Origin of the sequence: Sedimenticola selenatireducens (assembly GCF_963675335.2) — a bacterium.
GTDB lineage: Bacteria > Pseudomonadota > Gammaproteobacteria > Chromatiales > Chromatiaceae > Sedimenticola > Sedimenticola selenatireducens.
Genome location: NZ_CAXXYC010000004.1, coordinates 1034738 through 1047872, shown reverse-complemented (window position 1 = coordinate 1047872; position 13135 = coordinate 1034738). Strand labels below are relative to the sequence as shown.

The window sequence follows — 13135 nt, the reverse complement described above, 5'->3', positions numbered from 1 at the left end:
GCTTCGCGAATGTCTAGAGCGCCTGCCCGTCGTCTGAAAACAGTACCAGGTCCTGCATATCCAGTTTCAGGGTGACGGTGTCGCCGATAGCATGCTGCTGATGGCTGGGGGCGAGACACTGAAAGCGGTCTCCGCTCTCCAGTTGCAGGGTGTAGAGATACTCAGCGCCCTGGAACAGACGATCATTGATGCGGGCATAGATCCCATCCTGCTTGGTGGTCAGGTGGATATCATCGGGGCGAATCAGCAGCTGCAGACCGGTGCCGGGCCGGACTCCATTGGGCAGCTTCCCACTCAGCCGTCCAAAGGGGGTGTCGATGCTGTTCCGGTCGGCCACCTTTATGGCGAACAGGGCGCCCCGCCCGACGAAATCAGCCACGAAGGTAGTGGCTGGATGGTGGTAAAGGTTGTAGCCGCTGTCCCACTGATGCAGCTCACCCTGGTTCATGACGCCGATCTGGTCGGCCATGGTGAAGGCCTCGGTCTGGTCGTGGGTCACCAGGATAGCGGTGATGCCATCCTGTTTCAGCAGTGTGCGCACTTCGCTGGCCAGCTGTCCGCGCAGCTCAGGGTCGAGAGCGGAGAACGGCTCATCCAGCAGCAGGATTTCCGGGCGGGGGGCCATGGCCCGGGCCAGGGCAATCCGCTGCTGCTGTCCGCCGGACAGCTGATGTGGATGCTGCTGTGCGGCATCGGTCAGGCCGACCAGCGTCAGCAGCTCTGCAATTCTCGCCTGTTTTGCCTGGGCCGTCCGCCCGCGCAGGCCAAAGCCGATATTCTCGGCCACGCTGAGATGGGGAAACAGGGCGAAGTCCTGAAACACCATGCCCACCCGGCGCTGCTCCGGCGCAATCATGTGCTGTGTGTCGCAGACCACTTTCCCATGCAGGGCGATGCTGCCCTGACGCAGCGGTTCGAATCCGGCAATCGCTCGCAGCAGCGTGGTTTTGCCGCAGCCACTGGGGCCCAGCAGGCAGCCAATGTCGCCTTCGCGCAGTTTGAGGCTGACTCGCTTGACCACCTCGGTGGTGCCGAAGGCGATCGACGCCTCATTCAGTTCCAGTCGATAGGTCATGCTTCTCTCTCGAATTGCGTATTGAGCGGCTCAGCAGGATCACCGGAATGATTCCCGCCAGGACTATGGTCAGGGCGGCACTGGCGGAATCCCGCAGCCGTTCGTCCGAGGCCAGCTCAAAGGCCCTGACCGCCAGGGTGTTGAAGTTGAAGGGGCGCAGCACCAGGGTGGCGGGCAGCTCCTTCATGACATCCACGAAGACCAGCAGCAGGGCGGTGAGCAGGCTTCCTTTCAGCATCGGCAGGTGGACCCTGTGCAGGACCTGTCCCGGTGAGGCACCCAGGGTGCGGGCGCTTTCGTCAATGCTCTGCTTGATCTTGCCCAGCCCCGCTTCCACCGTCTGCAGCGAGACCGCCAGAAAGCGTACCAGGTAAGCGAAAACCAGCGCCACCAGGGTGCCGCTCAGCAGCAGTCCGCTGGAGATGCCGAAGCGCGCGCGCAGCCAGCTGTCGAGGCTGTTGTCGATCCAGGCCAGCGGCAGCATGACGCCGACCGCAATCACCGTGCCGGGAACCGCGTATCCCATCCCGGCGACTCTGACGGCGGCAACGGTGCCCCGGTCGGAACTGAGCCGGCGGCCGTAACCCATCAGCAGAGCCAGTAGCAGGGCGAGCAGTGCGGTACCGGCGGCCAGCCCGACCGTGTGGAGTATCAGTTGCAGGAACTCACGGTCGATCATCTCCCGTGTTTCAATCGCCCACCACAGCAGTTGGCCGGCGGGCAGCAGGAAACCCAGAAACAGGGTGGTGGAACAGATCAGCAGGGCACCGAGTTTCTGCCGTCCTTTCAGCACAAAGCCGGGCAGGGACTGGTGGCGCTGGCTGGAGTGGTGATAGCGCATCTTGCGCCGGGACCAGCGTTCCAGCAGCACCAGGGTAAAGACAAACAGCAACAGCGCGGTGGAGAGTTGGGCGGCGGCGGCGCTGTCATCCATGCCGAACCAGGTGCGGAAGATGCCGGTGGTAAAGGTGCCGATGCCGAAATACTGCACCGTGCCGTAGTCGGCCAGGGTCTCCATCAGCGCCAGGCTCAGGCCGGCGACGACAGCGGGTCTGGCGAGCGGCAGGGCCACCCGAAAGAAGGTGCGCCAGGGGCCGTTGCCGAGCGAACGGCTCACCTCCAGGACACAGACCGACTGCTCCAGAAAGGCGGCACGGGAGAGCAGGTAGACATAGGGATAGAGGGTCAGTGACAGCATGCCGCCCGCGCCCCAGAGCGAGCGGATTTCCGGAAACCAGTACTCGCCGTAGTGCAGGCCGAGGCCTTCGCGCAGTGCCGTCTGAACCGGTCCGGCCACATCGAACATGCCGGTGTAGGTGTAGGCTATTATATAGGCGGGCATTGCCATGGGTAGCAGCAGTGCCCACTCAAAAACGCTGCGGCCGGGGAAGCGGCACATGGTGGTAAGCCAGGCGGTGGAGACGCCGATCAGCAAGGTGCCGATGGTCACTTCCAGCATCAGCAGCAGGGAGTTGCTGACGTAGTCGGTCAGCACGGTGTCGGCCAGGTGTCGCCACACCGCGCCGGCCGGGATCAGCGCATAGCTGGCAACCACCAGCACCGGCATGGCCAGCAACAGGGCCGTGCCGATAATGCCGAGCCGCCATGACAGTGGTGCTGTCGCTCTCCTGTAGTTGCCAGATGCCACGGGTTCACCGCTACCGGAATGACTGAAACAAAAACTCAACGCCACCCGTTGTGGATGGCGCTGAGACGCGGGAGGTTATTCTCTGGGGTTCGGCGCGATTGTGCAATAGCAGCCCGGTCGCGCCTGCCGCAGGATTTATTTCCAGCCGGCCCGGTCCATCAGCCGAACCGCGGCCGGGTTGTTCTCGCCCAGCAGTGAGAGGTTGAGCGTATCGGCCTTGAAGGTTCCCCACTGCTTCAGGGTCTCGGACCACTCCACTTCCGGTCGTACCGGATACTCCTGATTGACGCTGGCGTACCAGCCCTGGGCCTTTTCGCTGGCGAGGAACTCCAGCAACTTGACCGCCGCTTCCTTGTTCTTGGCGGAGCGGGTCACGCCGGCGCCACTGACATTGACATGGGCGCCCCGGTCATTCTGGTTGGGCCAGAAAAGTGCAACCTTGGCGGCGGCCGCCTGTTCGTTTTCGTCCTTGCTGTTGATCATGGCGCCCAGGTAGTAGGTGTTCACGATCGCCAGATCACAGACGCCGGCTGCTGCCGCCTTCACCTGGTCCCGATCACCCCCCTTGGGGTCACGGGCAAAATTCTTCACGAAGCCGTCGGCCCACTGCTGTGTGGTAGCCTCGCCATCTGCCGCAATCATGGAGGCTACCAGTGACTGGTTGTAGATGTTACCGGAGCCGCGAATGCAGATGCGGCCTTTCCATTGCTCATCCGCCAGGGCCTCGTAGGTCGAGAGCTGTTTTGGATCCACCCGGTCCTTGATATAGGTGATCACACGGGCCCTTACAGAGAGTCCGTACCAGTACCCCTCGGGATCACGGTAGCTGGCCGGGATGGCGGCGTTGAGGGTTTCGCTGGAGGCTGGTTGCAGCACATCGGCTTCCTTGGCGCGATGCAGGCGCCCGGCATCGGTGGTGATAAACAGGTCAGCCGGGGAGTTGGCGCCCTCGGTTGTCAGTCGCTTCAACAGGGCATCCGCCTTGCCGGTGACCAGATTGACCTTGATGCCACTTTCGCTGGTGAACTGGTCCAGCAGTGGCTTGATCAGGGCCTCCTTGCGGGCTGAGTAGACATTCACCTCCGCCGCCAGTGCGTTGCTGCAGAGGGCAATGGCGGTGGCGAAGAGAGCTAGCTTGGAGCGGATGTTCATCGGTTGGATCTCCAGGGGTTGTTGGTTATTGATGCGCATTCTATTAAGAATCATTCGTATTTTCAATAGACGTTGTCGTATTGATTCAAAAGGCGCTGTTGTAAAATGGCGATTAAGGTGACTGGAAGTTGGTGTCAGAGCGGGTTTTGGCGGGCATATCCCTGCCTCCGGTCTATACCCATTGCCTGCCCCGTTGGTTGGGCAGGATGTGGCGGACGAGGCCCGGCACAGGGCGCCCGTTGAGTGATTCGCCGGTCTGGCTGCCGTTATTGGCAAAGGAGTATTCAACAGGTATAGTCGACAACTCAATCCAAACCACTGTGGGAGAGATCGGCCTTGGCCGACGCCGAAGGCGCAAACCGTCCGGAATCGCTCAGGCAGAAGGACCGCAGTGTGGGGAGGGGTGTCTCCTTCCGGGTTGACTCTGGAGAGTGGCCGTCAGGCCCACCGACGGGGCAGGGACCGATGATCTCGGTTTCAAACTCTCAGGTTCAGGACAGAGGGGCGGCGCAGGGTGTGATCTCCTGCGCCGCCCTTTTTTTTGCCCGGAGACGGCCGAGTGCGGCCTTGTTTTTGACTGGTGGAGAATCCCATGGGAAACAGAACCATCCTTTTTGATACCCATAATCAGATGGGTGCACGAATTGTCCCCTTCGGTGGCTGGGACATGCCGCTGCACTACGGGTCGCAGCTGGAAGAGCATCATGCCGTGCGCCGGGATGCCGGCATGTTCGATGTCTGTCACATGACCGTGGTGGATCTCACGGGTGACCGGGTGCGCGCTTTCCTGCGCCACCTGCTGGCCAACGATGTGGAGCGTCTGCAGCAGCCGGGCAAGGCCCTTTACAGCTGCATGCTGAACGAGCAGGGTGGCGTCATCGATGACCTGATCGTCTATTTTATGAATGAAACCTGGTTTCGCATGGTGGTCAATGCCGGTACTACCGAGAAGGATGTTGCCTGGCTGAAACAGCAGAGTCCGGCCTTTGGCGTTACCGTCAAGCCACGCCATGACCTGGCGATGATCGCGGTGCAGGGTCCCCATGCGCGACACAAGGCGCTGCCACTGTTGCCGGAAGGGCTGCGCGAGGCGGCGGCCAACCTTCAACCCTTCTTCGCGGCGACCGCGGCCGACTGGTTTGTCGGGCGAACCGGTTATACTGGCGAGGATGGCTTTGAAGTGGTGGTGCCGGAGAGCGAGGCGGTTGGCTTCTGGCAGGCGCTGGCGGATGCCGGCGTGCAACCCTGTGGCCTGGGCGCACGGGATACGCTGCGCCTGGAGGCCGGCATGAACCTGTACGGGTCCGATATGGACGAAACCATCTCGCCCCTTGAGGCGGGCCTGAACTGGACCATCGCCTGGGAACCGGCTAATCGGGATTTTATCGGCCGCCCTGCCATTGAGGCACGCAGGGGCGATCCCGCCAATCGCCAGTTTGTCGGTCTGGTATTGATCGGCCGGGGTGTGCTGCGCGACCATCAGAAGCTCTTTGTCGCAGATCGGGAGGTCGGGGAGATCACCTCTGGCGGATTTGCGCCTACACTGGAGAAATCCATTGCCCTGGCGCGGGTATCCGCGGAAGTGGCCGGACAGTGTGAGGTGGAGATCCGGGGCAAGCGGATTCCGGCCAGGCTGGTGCGTCCCCCGTTTGTACGCAATGGCAAGATACGGGTCGAGCTTTAAGCGCCGGCCGATAAGCGGAAAATTTCAAAATAACAACCTGATTAGCAACTAGCGAGGGTCTAGAGATGAGCAATGTACCCAATGATCTGAAATACGCCAAAAGTCACGAGTGGGTACGTGATGAAGAGGATGGCACGGTGTTTGTCGGCATCACCGAGCATGCCCAGGAGTTGCTGGGTGATCTGGTTTTTGTTGAACTGCCCGAGGTGGGTGACACGGTCGATGCCGGCAGTGAGTGCGCCGTGGTGGAATCGGTCAAGGCCGCATCCGATGTGTACAGCCCGGTGTCCGGTGAAGTGATAGCGATCAATGAGGCCCTGGCGGATGCACCCGAGACGGTCAATCAGGACGCCTTTGGTGATGGCTGGCTGTTTCAGGTCAAGCTCTCCGCTCCGGCCGAGCTGGACGACCTACTGGATGCCGATGCCTATAGCGAAGTGATGGAATCGGAAGAACACTGAGAGGGCTCAGAGAGACATGCCATTTATCCCCCATACAGAAGAAGAGGTGCAGGAGATGCTGGCAGCCATTGGTGCTGCCTCCATCGATGACCTGTTCGATGAGATCCCGGCCAGCCTGCGACTCTCCCAGCTGGATGCCATACCCAGCGCGTTGTCAGAGATGGAGATTGACCATCTGATGAACAAGCGCGCACTCCAGGATGGGCAGCCGGTCTGCTTCCTGGGGGCCGGTGCCTACGATCACCATATACCGGCGGCGGTCTGGCAGATCACCACCCGGGGCGAGTATTACACCGCCTACACGCCCTACCAGGCCGAGGCGAGCCAGGGCACGCTGCAACTGCTGTATGAGTTCCAGTCCATGATGGTGGCGCTGACCGGCATGGACGTCTCCAACGCCTCGCTCTATGACGGTGCCTCGGCCCTGGCCGAGGCGGTGTTGATGGCGGTGCGAGCCAATCGCAAGTCCAGATCCAAGCGCATCCTGATGCCCAGAACGGTGCATCCGGCCTATCGACGGGTGGTGCGCAATATTGTCAAAAACCAGCAGATCGAGCTGGTGGAGCTGCCGTTCGACCCACAGGGCGGACATACTGACCCAGCCGTGCTGGAACAGTATCAGGGCGAGGATTTCGCCGCGCTGGTCATCCCCCAGCCCAATTTCTTCGGGGTGCTCGAGGAGGTGGACGCCCTGACCGACTGGGCGCATGCCAACGGCGCCCTGGCGATTGGCGTGGTCAACCCCCTGGCCCTGGCGCTACTGACCCCGCCGGGAGAGTGGGGCGAGCAGGGTGCCGACATCTGCTGTGGCGAGGGACAGCCGCTGGGTGCGCCGCTCTCCTCCGGTGGTCCCTACTTCGGCTTCCTCTGCTGCAAACAGGCACAGGTGCGGCAGATGCCGGGGCGCATTATCGGGCGTACCGAAGATCTGGATGGCAAGGTGGGCTATACCCTGACCCTGCAGGCCCGTGAACAGCATATCCGCCGCTCCAAGGCGACCTCGAACATCTGTACCAATCAGGGTCTGATGGTCACTGCGGCGACCATCCACATGGCGCTGCTGGGCAGTGAGGGCCTGGAACGGGCGGCGGCCGCCTGTTTTGGGAATACCGGTAAACTGGTAGACGCCCTGGGCGCTATTCCCGGGGTGACGCCGCTGTTTGATCGGCCTGCCTTCCATGAGCGGGTGCTGCGATTGCCGGCGCCGGCAGGCAGTGTGTTGCGTTCCCTGGCGGCCCACAATGTGCTGGGGGGACTGGATCTGTCGCGCGACTACCCGGAACTGGGCGATGCCATCCTGGTCTGCGCCACCGAAAAGCGGACCGAAGACGAGATCGCCGCCTATGCCGAGAAACTGGCCCGGGTAATCCAGCTGCAGGGTGGTGTCACCTGTGGTCTGGTACCGAAAGAGTAATCTGGAGAATCTGCAGCATGCTAATTTTTGAACAATCCAAAAGCGGACGCTATGCCTCGGCGCAGTCGCCTCTCGACAAGGCGGATGTCAGCGGCCTTCCCGAGCAGTTTCGGCGCAAACGGTCTGCCGCCCTGCCGGAAGTCTCCGAGATGCAGGCGGTGCGGCATTACACCCGCCTGTCGCGCAAGAATTTCTCCATCGATACCCAGTTCTATCCCCTGGGTTCCTGTACCATGAAGTACAACCCGCGCGCCTGCAACAGTCTGGCCAGTCTGCCGGGGCTGGTGTCGCGCCATCCGGAGGCGCCGGAGAGCCATAGCCAGGGCTTTATGGCCTGCCTGTACGAGTTGCAGGAGATGCTGCGTGAAGTGACCGGCATGAAGGCGGTGTCGCTCAGTCCCGCGGCCGGTGCCCAGGGTGAGTTTGCCGGGGTGGCCATGATCCGCGCCTACCATGAGGCGCGGGGCGATAGCGCCCGCTGCGAGATCCTGGCGCCGGATGCGGCCCATGGCACCAACCCGGCGACGGCGGTAATGTGCGGCTACAAGGTGCGCGAGATCCCCACCGGGCCGGATGGCGATGTGGATCTGGAAGCGCTGAAGGCGGTGGTCGGCCCACAGACGGCCGGCATCATGTTGACCAATCCCTCCACGCTGGGGGTATTTGATCGAAAAATCGAAGCCATAGCGAAAACGGTGCATGAAGCGGGCGGGCTGCTCTATTACGATGGGGCCAACCTGAATGCCATCCTCGGCAAGGTCCGTCCCGGTACCATGGGCTTTGACGTCATCCACATGAACCTGCACAAAACCTTCTCCACGCCGCATGGCGGTGGCGGACCGGGGGCGGGCCCGGTGGGCGTGAGCGAGCGTCTGGTGCCCTATCTGCCGGTGCCGATGGTGACCCTGGACGGTGATCACTACCGCTGGCTCACGGAACAGGATTGCCCCGAGAGTATCGGCCGCCTGACCGCCTTTGCCGGTAACGCCGGGGTGTTGCTGCGCGCCTACGTCTATGCCCGGATGCTGGGTCGTGAGGGGATGCCACGGGTGGCCGAGTTCTCCACCCTGAACGCCAACTATATGCTGAAGCAGTTGCAGTCGATCGGATTTCAGGCGGCCTATCCACAGCGTCGTGCTACCCATGAGTTCATTATCACCCTGAAAAAACAGGCCAGGGAGCTGGGGGTCAATACCATGGACTTCGCCAAACGTCTGCTGGATTACGGCTTTCACGCACCCACCACCTATTTTCCGCTGCTGGTACCGGAGTGTCTGTTGATTGAACCAACCGAGACTGAAGACAAGGCGACGCTGGATGGATTTATCGATGCCATGGGCCGTATTCTGGCGGAGGCGAAGGAAGATCCCGTGATGGTCAAGGGGGCGCCCTATACCTTGCCGGTGAAACGTCTGGATGACGTCAAGGCGGCGCGCGAACTGGATCTGGCCTGGCGGCCGGGGGCTCATTAAATGGCCAACCAGAAGGCCACCGGCATTCGTCGTATTATTAATGCCGGTGGCTACTCCATGGCCGGATTCGGGGCCTGTTGGCGGCATGAGGCCGCGTTCCGGCAGGAGCTGCTGGGGCTGATTGTGCTGCTGCCGCCGGCGCTCTATTTGGGCCAGAACGGGGTTGAGCGGGCTCTGCTGGTCGGGAGCCTGTTGCTGGTGCTGTTGGTGGAACTGCTCAATTCCGCCATCGAGGCGGTGGTGGATCGCTTTGGTGGCGAACAGCATGAACTCTCGGGACGGGCCAAGGATATCGGTTCGGCTGCGGTGTTCCTGGCCATTGTGATGGGCATCGTTACCTGGCTGCTGATCCTGTATCCCCGCTGGTGAGAGGCCGCCATACAGGATGGCCTGCAATAACTGGACGCGGTTTTACTCTTTTGCAAATCCCCCATCTGATCTAGATCATTGTCAGGCCGTGTTCCCGCTGGCAGTTTCTACACAGCCCTAAGCCGATCGGTGTAGAATCCCCGGCTTGAATAATACTAATGGAGGAAGGAATGTCTGCACTGATTTGTGGCTCTATGGCCTTTGATACCATCATGGTCTTTCAGGACCAGTTTAAGAACCACATCCTGCCGGAGCAGGTGCATATTCTCAACGTCTCCTTTCTGGTACCGGAGTTGCGCCGTGAGTTCGGTGGCTGTGCCGGGAACATCGCCTATAATTTGAAGTTGCTGGGTGGTGACGGAAAACCGATGGCGACCGTTGGTGCCGACTTTGGCGCCTACGCCAACTGGATGGATGAGATCGGCGTCAGCCGGGACCATATCAAGGTGATTGAGGATAGCTATACCGCGCAGGCCTATATCACCACCGATCAGGATGACAATCAGATCAACGCCTTCCATCCAGGGGCCATGAATCATTCCCATCTCAACCGGGTCGAGCAGGCGAACGGCTGCACAATCGGTATTATCTCCCCGGATGGCCGGCAGGGCATGATTGAACATGCCCAGCAGTTTGTCGAACAGGGCATCCCGTTCATTTTCGATCCGGGTCAGGGCCTGCCGATGTTTGGCGGCGAGGAGCTGAAGCGGTTTGTCGAGCAGGCCACCTGGCTCGCCTTCAATGATTACGAGGCCAAGCTCATGGAGGAGCGCACGGGCATGACGCCTGAGCAGATGACAGAACAGGTGGAAGCCGTGGTGATTACCCGCGGTGGACAGGGTTCACTGATCTATACCCGGGATCAGCTGTACGAGATTCCCGTCGCGCCGGTAGCCAATATCGTTGACCCTACAGGTTGTGGTGATGCTTATCGGGCCGGCCTGTTGTATGGTTTGATGAACGACATGGACTGGGAAACCACCGGTCGTATCGCCTCCCTGATGGGCGGCATCAAGATCGAGGAGGCGGGGCCGCAAAACCATCGCTTCCAGTGCGACGAGTTCGCCCAGTGCTTTAAGATCGCCTTTGGTTACACCTTCTGATCCAGGCCTTGAGAGTAGACCATGACAGGACATTATGACGAATCGGGTTTTGTGCCCCTGAATATTGCGGTACTGACCATCTCGGATACCCGCACGGAAGAGACCGACAAGTCCGGCAAGATCCTCAAGGAGGGCGCCGAGGCCGCCGGCCATCAGGTGGTCGAAAAGGCGATCGTGAAGGACGATGTTTACCAGATGCGGGCGATCTTTTCGCGCTGGATAGCCGATCCCGAAGTCCATGTGGTGATCAGCACCGGCGGGACCGGCATCACCGGTCGTGACAGTACACCGGAGGCGGTATTGCCGCTGCTGGAGAAGTCGATCGAAGGTTTCGGTGAGCTGTTCCGCCATGTGTCGCTGGAGGAGATCGGCGCCTCGGCAATCCAGTCCCGGGCGATTGCCGGGCTGACCAACCAGACCCTGGTTTTCTGTCTGCCCGGATCAACCGGGGCCTGCCGCACCGGCTGGGAGAAGATCCTCAATCCCCAACTGGACCACCGCACGCGGCCGTGCAATTTTGCCCAGATGTTTCGTGCCTGAGAGCCGCTCAGCAATAAAACCCAAGAGTAGAGACCAATGAGTGATTGTGGTTGTTCTTCCGTAACCGAACCCAGCATGAAGCCGCTTGAGGAGGCGTTGGCCCTGTTGCTCGCCCACGCCAAGGCGGTCAGCGAGCATGAGCTGGTGTCCCTGGCCGAGGCCAATGGCCGCGTCCTGGCTGAACCGGTGGTGAGTAAGATCAATATGCCACCCTGGGATAACAGTGCGATGGACGGTTATGCGGTGAACCGGGCTGACCTGAAAAGCGCGCCCTCCACCCTGGCCATATCCCAGCGCATTCCGGCCGGTGCCGCGCCACAACCCCTGGCCGCCGGTACCGCTGCGCGTATATTTACCGGTGCCCCGGTGCCCCCCGATGCCGATGCCGTGGTCATTCAGGAGGTGTGTGTCCAGGAGGGCGAGCAGGTCACCATTAACGAACTGCCGGAGCCGGGTGCCAACATCCGCTACGCGGGCGAAGACACCCGCATCGGACAGGAAGTGCTGCAGGCGGGTACCCGCCTCGGTGCCCAGCATCTGGGACTGGCCGCGTCGGTCGGTGCCGGCGAACTGGTGGTCTACCGCCGGCTCAAGGTGGCGCTGTTCTCCTCGGGTGATGAGCTGATCAACCCCGGCAAGCCGCTGGGTCCGGGACAGATTTACAACTCCAACGAGTACACCCTGCAGGCGCTGCTGCAGTCGCTGGGGTGCGAAATCGTCAGCCTGGGCATTGTGGAAGATACCTTTGAAGCGACCTGCGACGCGCTCAGTGCCGCTGCCGCGCAGGCGGACCTGGTGATGACCTCCGGTGGCGTGTCGGTGGGTGAAGAGGATCACCTGAAGCCGGCGGTAGAGGCGCTCGGCTCGCTGGATCTGTGGAAGATCGCCATCCGGCCGGGCAAGCCGCTGGCGTTTGGCCATATCGACGGTACTCCCTTCATCGGCACCCCCGGCAACCCGGTCTCCCTGTTTGTCACCTTCTGTCTGTTTGCCCGCCCCTTTATCCTTAAGCAACAGGGCGTCAGGGATACGGAGCTGACACCGACACCGATCCTGGCCAGGGCCGATTTCGACTGGCCGAAAGCGGAGAAGCGGCGTGAGTTTGCCCGAGCCCAGCTGAATCTGGATGCCCAGGGACAGGCGCAGGTTAGCCTCTATTCCAGTCGCTCCTCCGGCGTGCTCAACTCCCTTACCTGGGCCAATGGTCTGGCGATTCTGCCGGAACTGCAGACCCTGGCCCGTGGGGAAATGGTGAAATTCCTGCCTTTCAGTGAGTTACTCAAATGATCAAACTTCTCTTTTTCGCCCGCCTGCGCGAGGCCCTGCAGACCGGTTCCGAGACGCTGGACTTTAGTCCGGAACTGGATTCGGTTGCCGCCATTATTGAACTGTTGCAGGCACGTGGTGGCATTTGGGGTGAGCTGTTTGCCGATGATCAGACCGTGCTGGTGGCGGTCAACCAGGAGATGTGCGATCTGGAGACGTCGGTGAAGGAGGGTGACGAAGTGGCCTTCTTTCCCCCAGTTACCGGCGGTTAGATATACTCTCTTTTTGAGGGGGTGGTTGGGCGTGGCCGTTGATTGACAGCTCCGTAGAATGGGCAAAGCTTGCGTGCCCATCAAATCCCGTGAATGATGGGCACGCAACGCTTCAATTATCTGGATACCGGTGCAAGACCTGAACCGGGAGCTACAACAGAGGATGGCTTTGCCCATCCTACGGGTATCGATCACTCAGCTTATACCCACACGGTACTACGCCATGAATCAAATTAAAATCCAGACCGAACCTTTTGATCTCGCCGCAATCCAGGAAGAGTTGCGCCGGGAGAACCCGGCCATCGGCGCCCTGGTCACCTTTCTGGGGCAGATGCGCGATATCAACGAGGGTGACCGGGTCACCACCATGACCCTGGAGCACTACCCCGGCATGACCGAGAAGGCGCTGCAGGCGATCGTCGATGAGGCCAATGAGCGCTGGCAACTGATGGGTATCCGGGTGGTTCATCGGGTTGGTCCGCTGCAGCCGCTGGATCCGATTGTGCTGGTGGCGGTCGCCAGCGCCCATCGCGGCGAGGCGTTCCAGGCTTGTGAATTTGTCATCGATTATCTCAAGACCCGCGCCCCGTTCTGGAAGAAGGAGCAGACACCGGAGGGTGATCGCTGGGTCGATGCACGCCACACCGATGATCAGGCGGAGCAGCGCTGGCGGCGATAA

General features: G+C 61.1%; 13 protein-coding genes and 2 riboswitches. Of the genes, 10 read left to right on the top strand and 3 right to left on the bottom strand.

Going from position 1 to position 13135, the window contains the following annotated elements:
• Positions 1-13: 13 nt before the first annotated feature.
• The 3 genes from ACHZBF_RS16085 to ACHZBF_RS16075 form a co-directional block, all read right to left on the bottom strand.
• Positions 14-1075 carry an ABC transporter ATP-binding protein gene (locus tag ACHZBF_RS16085; protein ID WP_029134705.1) on the bottom strand — a complete coding sequence of 354 codons (1062 nt, stop codon included), beginning with the start codon at positions 1073-1075 and terminating at the stop codon, positions 14-16.
• Positions 1050-2723, bottom strand: a complete 1674-nt coding sequence (locus ACHZBF_RS16080; RefSeq protein ID WP_029134706.1) for an ABC transporter permease — start codon at positions 2721-2723, stop codon at positions 1050-1052. Before ACHZBF_RS16080 ends, ACHZBF_RS16085 begins: the two co-directional genes overlap by 26 nt.
• A 135-nt stretch (positions 2724-2858) precedes the next feature.
• On the bottom strand, positions 2859-3875 hold the full coding sequence (locus tag ACHZBF_RS16075; protein WP_321529396.1) for a Fe(3+) ABC transporter substrate-binding protein: 1017 nt from the start codon (positions 3873-3875) through the stop codon (positions 2859-2861).
• 311 nt (positions 3876-4186) lie between these two features.
• Positions 4187-4274, top strand: a riboswitch (glycine riboswitch).
• A 15-nt stretch (positions 4275-4289) separates the two neighbouring features.
• Positions 4290-4385: riboswitch (glycine riboswitch) on the top strand.
• An 82-nt stretch (positions 4386-4467) separates the two neighbouring features.
• Between ACHZBF_RS16075 and gcvT the strand changes: the two genes are divergently transcribed.
• From gcvT to moaE, 10 genes are all read left to right on the top strand, one after another.
• A complete protein-coding gene (gene gcvT, locus ACHZBF_RS16070) occupies positions 4468-5559 on the top strand; it encodes a glycine cleavage system aminomethyltransferase GcvT (RefSeq protein ID WP_321528989.1) in 1092 nt (363 codons plus the stop codon).
• Positions 5560-5624: 65 nt separating this feature from the next.
• Positions 5625-6020 carry a glycine cleavage system protein GcvH gene (gene gcvH / locus ACHZBF_RS16065; RefSeq protein WP_029134709.1) on the top strand — a complete coding sequence of 132 codons (396 nt, stop codon included), beginning with the start codon at positions 5625-5627 and terminating at the stop codon, positions 6018-6020.
• A gap of 16 nt (positions 6021-6036) precedes the next feature.
• Positions 6037-7434: an aminomethyl-transferring glycine dehydrogenase subunit GcvPA gene (gene gcvPA, locus ACHZBF_RS16060; RefSeq protein WP_321528988.1), complete on the top strand. Its 1398-nt coding sequence runs from the start codon at positions 6037-6039 to the stop codon at positions 7432-7434.
• Positions 7435-7451: 17 nt separating this feature from the next.
• Positions 7452-8906: an aminomethyl-transferring glycine dehydrogenase subunit GcvPB gene (gene gcvPB, locus ACHZBF_RS16055; protein WP_321528987.1), complete on the top strand. Its 1455-nt coding sequence runs from the start codon at positions 7452-7454 to the stop codon at positions 8904-8906.
• On the top strand, positions 8907-9275 hold the full coding sequence (locus ACHZBF_RS16050; protein ID WP_273440110.1) for a diacylglycerol kinase: 369 nt from the start codon (positions 8907-8909) through the stop codon (positions 9273-9275).
• 170 nt (positions 9276-9445) lie between these two features.
• A complete protein-coding gene (locus ACHZBF_RS16045) occupies positions 9446-10378 on the top strand; it encodes a carbohydrate kinase family protein (protein WP_273440109.1) in 933 nt (310 codons plus the stop codon).
• Between the two features lie 21 nt (positions 10379-10399).
• Positions 10400-10918, top strand: a complete 519-nt coding sequence (moaB, locus tag ACHZBF_RS16040) for a molybdenum cofactor biosynthesis protein B (protein WP_029134713.1) — start codon at positions 10400-10402, stop codon at positions 10916-10918.
• Between the two features lie 36 nt (positions 10919-10954).
• Positions 10955-12205 carry a molybdopterin molybdotransferase MoeA gene (locus ACHZBF_RS16035; protein ID WP_321528986.1) on the top strand — a complete coding sequence of 417 codons (1251 nt, stop codon included), beginning with the start codon at positions 10955-10957 and terminating at the stop codon, positions 12203-12205.
• Positions 12202-12456, top strand: coding sequence for a molybdopterin converting factor subunit 1 (moaD, locus tag ACHZBF_RS16030; protein WP_273440107.1), 255 nt, complete (start codon positions 12202-12204; stop codon positions 12454-12456). Before ACHZBF_RS16035 ends, moaD begins: the two co-directional genes overlap by 4 nt.
• Before the next feature lie 223 nt (positions 12457-12679).
• Entirely contained in the window at positions 12680-13135 is a 456-nt protein-coding gene (gene moaE, locus ACHZBF_RS16025; RefSeq protein ID WP_273440105.1) for a molybdopterin synthase catalytic subunit MoaE, read from the top strand.

Excerpts from the sequence above, each read along its gene's own strand:
- ACHZBF_RS16085 (WP_029134705.1), bottom strand. The coding sequence starts at position 1,075 with ATGACCTATCGACTGGAACTGAATGAGGCGTCGATCGCCTTCGGCACC.
- ACHZBF_RS16075 (WP_321529396.1), bottom strand. The coding sequence starts at position 3,875 with ATGAACATCCGCTCCAAGCTAGCTCTCTTCGCCACCGCCATTGCCCTC.
- gcvT (WP_321528989.1), top strand. The coding sequence starts at position 4,468 with ATGGGAAACAGAACCATCCTTTTTGATACCCATAATCAGATGGGTGCA.
- gcvH (WP_029134709.1), top strand. The coding sequence starts at position 5,625 with ATGAGCAATGTACCCAATGATCTGAAATACGCCAAAAGTCACGAGTGG.
- gcvPA (WP_321528988.1), top strand. The coding sequence starts at position 6,037 with ATGCCATTTATCCCCCATACAGAAGAAGAGGTGCAGGAGATGCTGGCA.
- gcvPB (WP_321528987.1), top strand. The coding sequence starts at position 7,452 with ATGCTAATTTTTGAACAATCCAAAAGCGGACGCTATGCCTCGGCGCAG.
- ACHZBF_RS16050 (WP_273440110.1), top strand. The coding sequence starts at position 8,907 with ATGGCCAACCAGAAGGCCACCGGCATTCGTCGTATTATTAATGCCGGT.
- ACHZBF_RS16045 (WP_273440109.1), top strand. The coding sequence starts at position 9,446 with ATGTCTGCACTGATTTGTGGCTCTATGGCCTTTGATACCATCATGGTC.
- moaB (WP_029134713.1), top strand. The coding sequence starts at position 10,400 with ATGACAGGACATTATGACGAATCGGGTTTTGTGCCCCTGAATATTGCG.
- ACHZBF_RS16035 (WP_321528986.1), top strand. The coding sequence starts at position 10,955 with ATGAGTGATTGTGGTTGTTCTTCCGTAACCGAACCCAGCATGAAGCCG.
- moaD (WP_273440107.1), top strand. The coding sequence starts at position 12,202 with ATGATCAAACTTCTCTTTTTCGCCCGCCTGCGCGAGGCCCTGCAGACC.
- moaE (WP_273440105.1), top strand. The coding sequence starts at position 12,680 with ATGAATCAAATTAAAATCCAGACCGAACCTTTTGATCTCGCCGCAATC.